The organism is Brevibacillus sp. BD137, from assembly GCF_041644655.1.
Classification (GTDB): domain Bacteria; phylum Bacillota; class Bacilli; order Brevibacillales; family Brevibacillaceae; genus Brevibacillus; species Brevibacillus brevis_D.
Window position 1 is genome coordinate 93,242 of sequence record NZ_JAOTNO010000015.1, and the last position, 12,586, is coordinate 105,827.

Annotated in this window: 12 protein-coding genes; 11 read left to right on the top strand and 1 reads right to left on the bottom strand. The window is 46.1% G+C overall.

The annotated features are described in order from the left end of the window. Positions 1–105: 105 nt before the first annotated feature. The 9 genes from ODZ53_RS24970 (at position 106) to ODZ53_RS25010 (ending at position 10,390) form a co-directional block, all read left to right on the top strand. On the top strand, positions 106–1,233 hold the full coding sequence (locus ODZ53_RS24970) for a D-alanine--D-alanine ligase (protein WP_199929267.1): 1,128 nt from the start codon (positions 106–108) through the stop codon (positions 1,231–1,233). Between the two features lie 215 nt (positions 1,234–1,448). After that, positions 1,449–3,254 carry an IucA/IucC family protein gene (locus ODZ53_RS24975; protein WP_372680822.1) on the top strand — a complete coding sequence of 602 codons (1,806 nt, stop codon included), beginning with the start codon at positions 1,449–1,451 and terminating at the stop codon, positions 3,252–3,254. Positions 3,255–3,279: 25 nt separating this feature from the next. Further along, positions 3,280–5,148 carry an IucA/IucC family protein gene (locus ODZ53_RS24980; RefSeq protein WP_372680824.1) on the top strand — a complete coding sequence of 623 codons (1,869 nt, stop codon included), beginning with the start codon at positions 3,280–3,282 and terminating at the stop codon, positions 5,146–5,148. Position 5,149: 1 nt separating this feature from the next. After that, a complete protein-coding gene (locus tag ODZ53_RS24985) occupies positions 5,150–6,394 on the top strand; it encodes an AMP-binding protein (protein WP_372680826.1) in 1,245 nt (414 codons plus the stop codon). Continuing rightward, entirely contained in the window at positions 6,391–6,657 is a 267-nt protein-coding gene (gene asbD, locus ODZ53_RS24990; protein WP_372680828.1) for a petrobactin biosynthesis protein AsbD, read from the top strand. Before ODZ53_RS24985 ends, asbD begins: the two co-directional genes overlap by 4 nt. Positions 6,658–6,689: 32 nt before the next feature. After that, positions 6,690–7,673, top strand: coding sequence for a DUF6005 family protein (locus ODZ53_RS24995; RefSeq protein WP_012685759.1), 984 nt, complete (start codon positions 6,690–6,692; stop codon positions 7,671–7,673). 7 nt (positions 7,674–7,680) lie between these two features. Then, complete coding sequence (locus tag ODZ53_RS25000) at positions 7,681–8,517, top strand: sugar phosphate isomerase/epimerase family protein (protein WP_372680830.1); 837 nt, start codon at positions 7,681–7,683, stop codon at positions 8,515–8,517. 112 nt (positions 8,518–8,629) lie between these two features. Next, positions 8,630–9,769, top strand: a complete 1,140-nt coding sequence (locus tag ODZ53_RS25005) for a TolB-like translocation protein (RefSeq protein WP_372680832.1) — start codon at positions 8,630–8,632, stop codon at positions 9,767–9,769. Positions 9,770–9,811: 42 nt separating this feature from the next. After that, positions 9,812–10,390, top strand: coding sequence for a histidine phosphatase family protein (locus ODZ53_RS25010; RefSeq protein WP_372680834.1), 579 nt, complete (start codon positions 9,812–9,814; stop codon positions 10,388–10,390). Positions 10,391–10,438: 48 nt separating this feature from the next. Here ODZ53_RS25010 and ODZ53_RS25015 read toward each other — a convergent pair whose 3' ends face one another. After that, positions 10,439–11,821 carry a UDP-N-acetylmuramoyl-tripeptide--D-alanyl-D-alanine ligase gene (locus tag ODZ53_RS25015; protein WP_372680836.1) on the bottom strand — a complete coding sequence of 461 codons (1,383 nt, stop codon included), beginning with the start codon at positions 11,819–11,821 and terminating at the stop codon, positions 10,439–10,441. Positions 11,822–11,975: 154 nt separating this feature from the next. Between ODZ53_RS25015 and ODZ53_RS25020 the strand changes: the two genes are divergently transcribed. Together ODZ53_RS25020 and rpsU are read left to right on the top strand one after the other, a co-directional pair. Next, positions 11,976–12,299, top strand: a complete 324-nt coding sequence (locus ODZ53_RS25020) for a histidine triad nucleotide-binding protein (protein ID WP_199928879.1) — start codon at positions 11,976–11,978, stop codon at positions 12,297–12,299. 113 nt (positions 12,300–12,412) lie between these two features. Further along, complete coding sequence (rpsU, locus tag ODZ53_RS25025; RefSeq protein ID WP_007727630.1) at positions 12,413–12,586, top strand: 30S ribosomal protein S21; 174 nt, start codon at positions 12,413–12,415, stop codon at positions 12,584–12,586.

The following is a 12,586-nucleotide window of genomic DNA, read 5'->3' on the forward strand; positions in this document are numbered from 1 at the left end:
GCCCGGTAAATAGAGCAGATGTTGGGCTTTTGCATAGCATAGGAGAGAGTAGAAACTGGGTAGACTCTCCGGGTATCGTACGGAGGGGAAAGGAGCATGACACAGATGGGAAATCAAAAGATTCGACTGGGCATTATTTATGGAGGAAAATCCTCAGAGCATGAAGTTTCGTTGCGTACGGCCATGTCCATTATGCAGGCTGTAGATGCAAATAAATATGAGGTAACCCCTGTGTACGTTCAATTGGATGGCTCTTGGGTGACTGGAGAGACACTGGCAGGACAACTGCCAGATAAGATCGAAGCGTTGCGCTTATCGGCAAAAACACCAGTTAGTAACGAGGCAACAGAGACAGGGCAAGAGCTGGCAGTAACAAGCAAGTCAGGATCGCTGTTTGCCATGAATGAGCAAATGGATGTTGTTTTCCCTGTGGTTCACGGACCATTTGGAGAAGATGGGACGATCCAAGGACTGCTGGAATTGGCGAATATTCCGTACGTGGGAACCGGAGTAATGGCTTCCGCTGTCGGAATGGATAAATGGATGATGAAGACGGTCTTTGCACAGGCTGGACTTCCGCAAGTGAAATATGTAGGCTTGCTGCGCTCTCAATGGGAAAAAGGCCAGGATGATGTCATGGATCGGATCGAGCGCGAACTCGGCTATCCGTGTTTCGTCAAACCAGCGAATATGGGCTCCAGCGTAGGGATTAATAAAGCGAAAAATCGTGAGGAACTCAAACAGGCATTAGATGTAGCTGCCAAATTCGACCGCAGATTGATTGTAGAAGAGTTTGTTCAAGTCCGTGAGTTGGAGATTGGCGTTTTGGGGAATGAAGAGCTGATGACATCTGTCGTTGGGGAAGTCATTGCCGCTAAAGAATTTTATGATTATGAAGCCAAGTACAAGGGGGCGGGAACAGAGCTCTCCATTCCTGCCATCGTTCCCGAGCATGTATCCGAACAAATCGCGGAAATAGCCAAGCAGGCATTCCAAGCACTCGATGGTTCTGGCCTTTCCCGTGTAGACTTTTTCTGGGATGAGAAAAACGACAAACTCTATATCAACGAAGTGAATACGATGCCAGGCTTTACGCCGTTTAGCATGTATCCAATGCTCTTCCAAGCTGCGGGTGTGGGCTACAGCGAGTTGATCGATCGTCTGGTACAACTCGCTATCGAGCGACATGCGGATAAAGGTCGCAACGTCGTAGATGCGGAAGAGTTGGACTAATCATGAGAAAAAAGATGCTGATGAATCGGCATCTTTTTTTTGTGTGTGGATGGAGGAACGAATTTCGGCCTGCGTATCTCTTTTAACTGTATCCGAAGAATATTATCACTTGAAATGAGAATGATAATCGTTTACATTATAGATGGGACGTTTTACCAGTTATGTCAGTCGCAATGCTTGAATAAAAAATTGGATCAAGCAAGAGGAGAGGTAACATGTTCGTAGTCAAGCATATCGCAGAGCATGCAACGATGCAGAGCTTTCTCAATTGTTATCTCCGAGAAACAGGTAGGGGCGAGTGGGTCAATCGAAAAGACGAGATTACGAAGCAGCTAACGAAAATCATACAGCCGAGTTCAACGGGTACGTACCTTCATTGTGAACTCCCGCATCAGGGGATTTCCCTCTATGTCAGTGTCAAATATCATTCCGTGACAGGCAGGCATTTGTTTCATTACCCAGCTTGCTACCGAAGTGGTGACTGCACTCGTTTCGTTCAAGCGGACTATTTGACATTAGCGGTTCTTTTGATTAAAGAACTAACGCTTCAGCATGGGGAAAATGCAGTTCCGGATGAATTAGTCTTGCGGATGATTCAAAGCTGCCAAAGCATTGAGAAATTTGTTCGGACGCGCCAAAGTAGTGCGGAGATGTTATATGGCGTGGAACAAAGCTTCATCGAAGCAGAGCAGGCGCTTTTGTTCGGTCACTTGTTCCATCCAACGCCGAAGAGTCAGCAAGGAATTCCTGAGGCCAAGCAAGCGCTGTATGCACCGGAGTGTTGTGGGAAGTTTCAACTCCACTTGTTTGCAGCCCATCCGTCGATTGTTCATGAAAAATCTGGGCAAAAAGAGTCCGCTACGCAATTACTGAAGGATGAGTTTCCTTCGATAGCTGATGTCGATCCATCATTTTCAATCGTCCCGATTCATCCTCTTCAAGCAGAATGGTTGCTCGAAAAGGTAGCTGTACAATCCTTGATCCGGAAAGGGTTGCTTCTATACCTAGGGCCAGCGGGTGAGGAGTATATGGCGACATCTTCTCTTCGAACGGTTTATCATCCTGAGAAGAAATACATGCTCAAGCTGTCCGTCCCAATCAAAGTTACGAATTCTTTACGGGTCAACAAGTTAAGTGAGATGAAGATCGGTTTAGAGGCCAAGCAACTTTTTGAAACAGGGATCGGGGAAGTAAGTCGCAAGTATCCGGGCTTTGGCTTTATCTCTGATCCGGCTTACATCACGATTATGTTGGAGCATGAGGGAGAAACGGGATTTGAGGTAATCCTGCGTGATAATCCCTTTATGGGGAGGAATGCAGAACAAGTCACGCAAATCGCGGCACTTGTGCAAGATCCACTTCCTGGCTACAAGAGTCGGTTGGCAACGATCATCCACCATCTGGCACAAAAGGAAGGCAAGGCACCGGAAGTAGTTAGTCTGGAATGGTTTAAGCGGTATGTAGACATTTCATTGAAACCAATGGTATGGCTCTATCTAAAATACGGAATCGGCTTGGAAGCTCATCAACAGAATAGTGTAGTCACGCTCAAAGACGGATACCCCGATCAGTTCTTTTATCGTGATAATCAAGGCTACTATTTCTCAGAATCGATGCAAGAGGTATTAGAGGCAGAATTGCCCGGAGTTGGCAAGGCGAGTAGGAACATTTACAAAGACCATCTTGTCGATGAGCGAATCACCTATTATATGATTTTTAACCATATGTTTGGACTTATTAATGGATTTGGAACGGAAGGTTTAATTGACGAACGGATCTTATTGGCAGAGATGCATGAGGTTTTGACGGAGTTTTTACCTATGAATCGAGAGGCGTCGAAGTTTCTAGAGAATCTACTTACGCGTGAACAGCTTCCGTGTAAGGCGAATTTGCTCACGCGCTTCTATGATTTGGATGAATTAACCCAACCGGAAGAGAGATCATCTGTTTTTGTTTACATAGATAATCCTTTAGCAAAGGTAAAGCAGACCGAAAAGGCAGGGCTGCATGCTTTTGGATAGCTTGAAGAGACTTGGAGGATAAGGTATGGAGTTAACAATACAAGATTTCTCGATTGAAGAGGCACTTCACTCGACACAGTACGTGCAGGTGAGAAGAAGGGTGTTTCGACAATGCATCGAGTCATTGTTCTACGAGGGAATTGTGATTCCTGAGACCATCCAAGAGGATGACGAGACGATTTATACCATACATGGGCTTGATGAGGGAGATATGCCTGTTCGCTATCGTTGCCGGGGGCGAAAAAGTGCTAGTTTTGGGCTGGTACGTTTAGGGAAGGACCCCGTTACTCGTGTTGTTTTCGATCAAAGCGGAGTCACACAGCAAGAATCTGAAGCGATATCCCTCACTCGTTTTTTAGTGGAAGTCTTCCGAATGAATACGGTAGATGAACAAAGACTGAAGCTATTTGCCAATGATCTAGAGCAAACGTTGTTAAAGGATACATTGTCTCAATACTATCGGGTGCAACATGATATTCGGATGCAGGGCAAATCATACGATGAGCTGGAAGGGGATCTGATGGACGGTCACCCATACCACCCTAGCTATAAATCACGTGTTGGATTTACCTACGTAGATCATTATGCCTATGGTCCTGAATTTAAGCAGGAAGTTCATTTTCTATGGCTAGCGATACATAAGCAATATTCTCAAGTGTCCATTGATCAAGGGAAAAATTTCGATGACCTTCTTTTGGATGAATTAGGTCGAGACCAAAAAGAAGCCTTTCAACAAATCATCGTCAATCATGGATGTGATCCTGATCAGTACGCCTTCGTGCCTGTCCATCCTTGGCAGTGGCGTAATCATATCGTGCCTGGATTCCTGGACGATATCCATCGCAAAGAGATCATTGTGCTAGGAGTAGGCTCTGATAGTCATCGTCCACAACAATCCATTCGCACCTTTGCTAACAAAAGTAATCCGCATAAACCGTATCTGAAACTCTCGATCAACGTGGTGAATACCTCAGCGGCACGTCATCTCACCCCGCACTCACTGGCAAGTGCACCCATTGTTTCGAGGTGGCTCAAGGGGATTACGGACGCAGATGCGTATTTACGAGACGTGCAAAAGGTGATCATGCTCCAGGAGTTTGCGGCAGTGGCATACGATCCTCCCCCTGCTTCTGAGCTTGTGGAAATGGTTACATTCGGAGTAATTGGGTGCATGTGGAGAGAAAGTCTCATCCCTTATCTCGAAGCAGGAGAAGATGCGGTTCCTTATAACGCATTAGCGGCAGTAGAGGTGGATAAGGTGCCGTTCATTGATCGCTGGATTCGTGAGCAAGGGCTAGAGAATTGGCTTGTGAGATTATTGGAAAGCAGTGTATTGCCAGTCGTTCATATTCTAGTGAAACACGGAATTGCCATGGAAACCCACGCACAGAATATGATCCTGGTGCATCGGGATGGTGTTCCTACTCGGGTAGCATTGAAGGATTTTCACGAAGATTTGATTTTTTGCCAACCGTTCTTGAGTGAGCCGGACAAATGCCCGAACTTCGCGGAAGTGCATGAATATTACGCAACGAAGCCCGATGATGTGATGTTTCACATGAATGAAACTTCAACAGTCAGAGATTTGACGTTAGAGACCTTATTTCTGATCAATCTGGGGCAACTCGCACGGCTATTGGAAGAACATTACGGATATGCCGAAGAGCGCTTCTGGGAGATGGCCGCTCAGGTTTTGGAGGGGCACCAACAACGATTCCCGGAATTGGCGGAGCGATTTACGCGATTTGATCTGTTTGTTCCAAGCGTACAAGTAGAGAAATTGACCAAGAAAAAGCTATATACAACGAACGAGAACTATCATTTACATGAAGTTCCCAATCCTTTGTTCGAGGCAAGGAAAAGGCTTCATTCCATGGCGGTGGGAGGTTACTAGCATGTTCATTGTGAATCAAAATGAGATTTCTGTGCATGAATTGGAGAGACATAAGCAAGGGTTCGAAAGTATGGATCATTTTCGACAGCCAGAAGGAAAGAGGTACGCCGTCTGCATAGCTGACCCACTTGACGTGATTAGTCTTGTTCAATATTTACGTGAGCATAATGCTTCGGTGTTGTTAATTCATGGGGAAACCCCAATGGAAACAGCTTATCAGATGGCAGTGAAGGCAAGATGTTATGGGCTTGTTTATCAGGAGACGAAGCACTTCTTGTCCATCACGGATAAACAACAGGGCGAAAAACCATCGCTCTATCAATATAGCTCAGGCACGACGGGGGACGCGAAGCTCATCGGGAGAAGCTGGGAGGATATCCAAACAGAAATTCATGCCTACAACCAGTTGTTTCAGGGAGAGGAAGCGTTAACCCCGATCGTGCTGGCATCTGTGACACATTCGTATGGATTGATATGTGGAGTTTTGGCAGCTTTGGAGCGGGGGAGTAAGCCTTCGATTGTGACGCACAAAAATCCGAAGTTTGCTTTGCAAGTGATTCAAGATACTCCCCAGCATATTGTGTATGGTCTGCCAGTCTTTTATCACATCTTATCTAGCTTTACGCGAGAGCAGGTACGCTTTCACCGGTTAATGACATCAGGAGCTCCCATGCCAGAAGGCTTGTTTCTCAAGCTGCAAGGCATGAGCGACATCCTAATGCAACAATATGGATGCTCCGAGGCGGGATGCGTCAGTATGAGTAAACAGATGCGAACCCATACAGATTTGGGAGTTCCTCTTTCACATGTAACAATGACAGCAGGAGAAAATGAAGAACAACCCGGTGAAATTAAGATTTGGAATGGACAGAACGAAATAGCCACGCAGGATATAGGTTTCTGGACAGGAGAAGGACATATTCAATTTGTATCAAGGATGGATGATGTGATAAACGTTTCTGGCTTAAAGGTATTTCCTTTAGAGGTCGAGGACGTCATTTTGAAAAGGAGTGGGATAAAAGAAGTGGTCGTGTATCGTGGACATCATCCGGTCATGGGAGAGATTGTGAAGGCGCAGGTTATTGCAGAGGAAGGAGCTACGCCTGAACAAATCAGGAAATGGTGCCAGGATCGTTTGCCAGGCTATAAAGTCCCATTCGAAATCCAATGCGTGACGAGCATTCCTAAAACAGCTACAGGAAAAATCAGCCGTCGATTAGTAGAAACGGAGACGATCAGCAAATGACACGAACAGAAAGAATCGAGCAAATCCATACGATCATGACCGAAAAATTAAAATTATCGCATATTCACAGGCTAGAAGAGTCCATGCGATTGAATGAGGATCTACATATAGATTCGATTATGCTATTGCAACTGATTGTGTATATCGAAGAAGATTTGCACTTGGTAGTACCTGCGCATGAGTTAGATCCACGAATCTTCCAAACGGTTGGATCGCTCCTTACTTTTGTTGATCAGCTAGAACCGCAGCATGTATCGAATTAGCGTCTATACAAACAGCGAGTGGGGGATACAGAATGGTTAAGGTTCATTGCATCATTTCTTGCCTATGCGAAGTGATTAAGCGCCGCACAAAGATTGATTATCGTCCCTATTATTTTGGCATATGGGATGCCGAGTACTCCATTACAGATCAAGGTGTGGTCACCTATTACATTGATAACCATGAGGAGATTATCAAGGGATATGAGCGACTTTTCCGAGCGAAAGTAACAGAATGGTATGATCATTCCCAAGATAAAGCCTCCAATCTGGACATGTTCTTAGAGCTAATCGATAAGCGTACCGAGGATCAGTTTGTCCTTGTTCAGATAGACATGTCGCTGGTTCCAGAACGAGATAATAAATTTGCGTTGAAGCCATTCCCGCATTTTTTGATGATTTCAAAGACGGAGAATGAGGATGAGTGGTTTATGTTTGACCCGGATTTTCGTTGGGAGGGCAATGTGAAGAAGGAGACGGTGATCAAAGCCTTCTTGGAAAATCCGTTTGGTGGCGGCTTTATGGTGGATGCGAGTGAAATTAAGGAACCAACCTATGAAATGATCCACGACTATTTCTACGACGCACTCAAGCGTGACCATAACCCGTTTACCCTTGAGCTAAAGCAATTGATTACAGACATGGCAGAAGGACGCAATGGATACAACTTGGACATGTTGCTTGCGGCAGTGACTCAGGTGAAAGTGATTGCGATCCGCAAATATAGCTACGAGTATGCATTTCTCTATCTGCAAGATTACCTGCAATACCATCGTGATGAGTTTTTGCGCATTGCCTATAAAGTGGAGGACATCTACCAAGGGTTTACGACAGCTCAGTACTTGTCTGTCAAAATGGCGATGACCAAGAATATGGCGTTGTTGCCTCCGATTATCGAGGCGCTTGAAGAGATTGATCTGATCGAGCTTGAAGTGAAAAAAGAGTTGGAACGTCAGTTTGTTCTGTGGACCCAAATGGATAAAAGTCTCGTCACTGTCGACGAAAAAGGGTGGAGGTAAAGATCATATGAAACTCTCATTGTGCACAATTACTTTTCGCCACCAGTTGATTTCGTTTGCACAGCTTGTTCAATTTGCTCATCGTCATCATTTTGATGGAATCGAGTTATGGGGAACCCACGCCCAACATCTGTACGATCATGATCGAGTAGAGATGGAGGAACAGGTAAGGCTGGTCAGGGATCAAGGCATGAGTATCTCCATGCTTAGCGATTATCTGGATATTGCTACTACATCAGGATTTCAGCGTACATTGGAAAAAGCAAAAAGACTCATTTCACTGGCGAATCTGTTACATGTGAAGCAAATCAGGACGTTTGCTGGACAGAAGGCAAGTCAAGAAGTAGGGCCAGAAGAGCGTGCACGCTATGTGCATCATCTGCAAATCTTATGTAAGATGTGTCAAGAGCACGGGATTCAGCTTTTGGTCGAAACACATCCGAACACGCTTACAGATTCGCTGAGTTCTACACTTGCCTTGTTGCAGGAAGTCAATCATCCTGCACTAAAAGTGAATCTTGATTTTCTTCATGTCTGGGAATCCGGTGCTAATCCGATCGATGCGTACGAGCAATTGAGACCGTGGGTAGCTCATTATCATTTGAAAAATATTTCTTCATCGAATCATTTACCGGTATTCGCTCCGCATAATGTATATGCTCCTAACGGCGATCGTGAGGGAATGGTACTGCTCGGTGAAGGTGTTGTAGATTATGGACCTATTTTAGAAAAGATTGCGGATACGGATTATTTTGCATCGATTGAATGGTTTGGTCAGAGTCCGCAGCGTGTATTAGCGGAAGAGGTAGAGTGGTTGCGGAAGGCAATGATGGTCCGTGCGTAAGTGAAAAAAGGTCGGGGGCGCAGGGGTGCTTCCGATCTTTTTTTCGTGTAAAAGGAAACCAAGTGCTTCCAGTGAGCGTCTACGTATTGATTACTTATTCGGGAGGACCTTGATGAAAAAACACCTATTGCTCTCATGCTTGCTGATTTCCTTGCTGGGCATCCTTGTCCCTGGACAAATCAATGCTTCTGCTCCTGCAAAGGCAGACCCTCGCAAACCAGAGCCAGTCGTCATCTATAAAGTAACAGTAGATGGAAAAGTGACAAAAACAGTGACGAACATGCCCTTGATTCACAGGGCGAGCATGTCGCCATCTGGGCGGTTTGTATACGGGGAGCGAATCGGATACGGAAAAGCAGACCGAACCATACCGTACTTGTACGATATGCAAACAAAAAAGATGACGCAGCTATCCGGCTATGGCAAATGGTCGCCGAAGCAAGACGCACTCTACGTTCGTGAAAATGGCGGTATCGTAAAGCTCAGTCTGCCAGACGGCAAAAAAACGGTACTCGTCCCGGCAGTAGCTCAGTATCCTGTCCTTGATTTTTCCGTTTCACCGGATGAACAGTACATGGTGTTCACCCGGATGGACATGCTCTCTTCCAATACCAAAGTAAGCGGCCACATGTACTTGCAGCACCTGCCAACACTCAAAATGAAAAAGAATGACCAATATGAATGGAAGGTAGATCAATACGCACCACAAGAGAAGTTTTATTGGATGCCAAACTCCAAAAAGCTGTTTTACCAGACGCAAACAGCCTTCAAAGAGCTCGATTTGCCAACAGGGTTAAAATACGAACACAAAATGACCGACTTCCCTTCTTATTCGAATGATATGAAGTACCGGTATATGCGAACGGAAAAAGAAGAATACATGCTGGATCTGCCAATGGGGAAAAAGTTGATTTTGAAGTCGTCCTTTTATCCTGATAACGATTTGAAACAGATTTTCTGGTCACCGGGAGGGAATCAGTTTGCAGCAGAAGTATATGTACATCCATCAAATTCACAAGACTCGTATGGGGCCATCCGCTTTTGCAAGCAGGTGAAAAATTGCAACGATCCATTCAGTGATCCGAAGAAAGGCTTACCAAACCCGTATTTGAGCTCTGCTGATAACTATCGCATCATTGGCTGGGCAAAGGATGGGAAGTCGTACTACGTAGCCGATCTTGCTTCTACTCACTATACGGCTTTCGCACTTGATAAGCTCGATATGTACAACGAAATCTATGAGCAGCGCTAACCAACAAATTCGGCTAATCTTCAAGCGAAGGAAGTGTAAGAGGTGCGAACACATGTGTACATGATCCGCCATGCAGAGTCGCCGTACATTCAGGACCAGGAGGAAACGCGCGGATTGTCAGAAAAGGGTCGGCAAGATGCGCGGCGTGTTGCGGAAATTTTGCAAATGGAACAGATTGAAGTATTTGTCTCCAGCCCATATGCGAGGGCTATCCAGACGATTGAAGCGGCGGCGAAGCAAGCGAATCGGGAAATCAAGCAGGAACCGGGTTTTCGCGAGCGGGAATTAGGCGCTTGGGGAGAGCATTTTGAGCATTTTGTGCAAGCTATAGAGCATATGTTTGCAAACCTTGAGTTCGCTTTCGCAGGGGGAGAATCCAATGCAGTAGCGGGGGAAAGAGGACTCGCTGCCTTTCAGGAAGTTTTGGATCACCATCGAGGCAAAAAAATCGCGATTGGCATCCATGGAAACATCATGACGATCATCATGAATCACTACGATCCATCGTACGATTTCTCCTTTTGGAAAAAGACCTCGATGCCCGATATTTATCAACTAAGCTTTGAGGAAGATCGATTAATCCAGGTAGAACGTCTGTGGAATGATAATGACAAGCGCTAAAAAACAAGCCGTCTCCCGTATGATACGAGAGGCGGCTTTCTCTTTCTATTATTCGTGACCTTCGAGATCAGTAATAAGCGTCCATAATGACATACCTTTGGAAGCCTTGAACAAAAAGGCATGTTTTTCATCCCGTAGCGGCAGTAGAGCAGCCATTGCCTCTGCTTTGGTAGCAAAATGCAGCTTGTTCCCCGCATAAGCATCATGGAGATGGCGTGAATCCTCACCGATTGTCACGAGCAGTTCGAAGCGCTCAGCGATGTCTTGAATCGAGGCTCCGACGCCCGCGTGCATAGACCTGCTATCTGGTCCAAGCTCGTACATGTCACCTAACACGACGACTCTTGCGCGCTCAGGGTACAGCTCAGCAAATGTCCGTACGGCAGCCTCCATGGAGACGGGGCTGGCATTGTACGCATCACTGATATACACAGTACCGTGCTTCCCGTTAATTTGCTCAAATCGCATGGCGGAGAGCTGAACGGTGGACAAGGCGTAAGCGATTTGCTCCGTATCCATTCCGAGCCTCTTGGCAATCGCGACAGCAGGCAGTGCATTCAGGACACTGTGGCGACCATGGAGCGGAAGGAATGCCTCGAAATGCTCTCCGGACGCAAAGCACACTTTGAAACGAGTCCCACCTTCAACCGTTTCGATTTGCTCTGCCCAAATATCCGCTTTCTCATTAACAGAGTAGTACATGAGTTCACCCGGATACAGATGGGCTATCAACCGTAGATACTCAGAATCCTTATTGAGCAGCACAAGCCCGTCAAGAGCGGTATGAGGAAGCAGTTCCGCCTTTGCGAGAGCGATTTTTTCACGCGTGCCAAAATACTCAATATGGGACTCTCCAATAAATGTAATCACGCTAATATCTGGCTGGACCAGCGAAGCGAGCAGATCAATTTCCCCGGCGTGGTTCATCCCGAGCTCCAGTACAGCAGCTTGATGTTTTTCTTCCATCTGCAATAACGACAAAGGTACACCGATGTGGTTGTTGAAGTTTTTATATGTCTTGTATACAGGCGAACGGCTCGCAAGTACGTGTGCCACGATGTCTTTCACGGTTGTTTTCCCGATACTTCCGGTAATGGCGATGCGAGGGAACGAAAAGCTTTTCCGATAAGCGGCAGCCAGCTTTTGAAAGCCACGCAGTGTATCATTGACGAGAATTAACCCAAAATCGTTTGGCAAGTCCGCAGGAATCTTCTCCTGATTCGAAACGAGAGCAGCTACAGCTCCTTGTTCAGCTGCTTGAAACAAAAAATCATGTCCATCCCGTGCGCCGCCTGTCAGCGCTACAAACAAAGATCCCGCAGTCAGCTCGCGGGTATCAAAGTGAACGGATGACAAGGCAAGCCCTGGGGAACCAGTAAGCAAAATCCCTTCTGCTTTGATTGCTGCCTGATCCAGTGCAATTGGTTTCATCTGCACGAACTCCTTTTTCTTGTTATCCTGTTTCAACCTCGAAGTCATGCTACCATGCGTTAGGTAGCGCCGCAAGACAAAAGTGAGGGAATATGATACGATCAATCCTTACATACATAACTATCCACATACATGAGGAAGAAAGGAGTCTCCCATGGAAAAAAGTATTTTTACCAAAATCATGGATGGTGAAATTCCTGCTCGTATCGAGTATGAGGACGAGCACGTCATTGTCATCCACGATATTGCACCAAAAGCACGCGTTCACTTGTTGATCATCCCGCGTAAGCCAATTCCGACGCTAATGGATGTAAGCCCCGAGGACCTGCCGCTGATCGGACATATCCATCATGTAGCACAACTTCTGGCGAAAAAGCTGGAGCTGCCAGGATTTCGCTTGATTAACAACTGCGGCAAAGAGGGTGGGCAAGAGGTTTTCCACATCCATTATCACCTGTTGTCCGGTTTTTACGAATAAAATTGAACTAAAGGTTGACCTTCTTTAGTCAATTATCCTATAATGAAGTGTGACAGTCTGTTCGTACGTTCGACTCAGGCGTCCCACGGTTTTAGCGGAGGGAGGGAAGACAAATGGCAGAAATTCGAGTCAAGAAAAACGAGTCTTTGGATAGCGCACTTCGCCGCTTCAAGCGTGAAAGCGCAAAATCCGGGGTGATGGCGGAACTGCGTAAACGTCGCCACTTTGAGAAGCCTAGCATTAAGCGCAAGAAGAAATCCGAAGCAGCTCGCAAACGCAAGTTTTAA

Excerpts from the sequence above, each read along its gene's own strand:
- ODZ53_RS24970 (WP_199929267.1), top strand. The coding sequence starts at position 106 with ATGGGAAATCAAAAGATTCGACTGGGCATTATTTATGGAGGAAAATCC.
- ODZ53_RS24975 (WP_372680822.1), top strand. The coding sequence starts at position 1,449 with ATGTTCGTAGTCAAGCATATCGCAGAGCATGCAACGATGCAGAGCTTT.
- ODZ53_RS24980 (WP_372680824.1), top strand. The coding sequence starts at position 3,280 with ATGGAGTTAACAATACAAGATTTCTCGATTGAAGAGGCACTTCACTCG.
- ODZ53_RS24985 (WP_372680826.1), top strand. The coding sequence starts at position 5,150 with ATGTTCATTGTGAATCAAAATGAGATTTCTGTGCATGAATTGGAGAGA.
- asbD (WP_372680828.1), top strand. The coding sequence starts at position 6,391 with ATGACACGAACAGAAAGAATCGAGCAAATCCATACGATCATGACCGAA.
- ODZ53_RS24995 (WP_012685759.1), top strand. The coding sequence starts at position 6,690 with ATGGTTAAGGTTCATTGCATCATTTCTTGCCTATGCGAAGTGATTAAG.
- ODZ53_RS25000 (WP_372680830.1), top strand. The coding sequence starts at position 7,681 with ATGAAACTCTCATTGTGCACAATTACTTTTCGCCACCAGTTGATTTCG.
- ODZ53_RS25005 (WP_372680832.1), top strand. The coding sequence starts at position 8,630 with ATGAAAAAACACCTATTGCTCTCATGCTTGCTGATTTCCTTGCTGGGC.
- ODZ53_RS25015 (WP_372680836.1), bottom strand. The coding sequence starts at position 11,821 with ATGAAACCAATTGCACTGGATCAGGCAGCAATCAAAGCAGAAGGGATT.
- ODZ53_RS25020 (WP_199928879.1), top strand. The coding sequence starts at position 11,976 with ATGGAAAAAAGTATTTTTACCAAAATCATGGATGGTGAAATTCCTGCT.
- rpsU (WP_007727630.1), top strand. The coding sequence starts at position 12,413 with ATGGCAGAAATTCGAGTCAAGAAAAACGAGTCTTTGGATAGCGCACTT.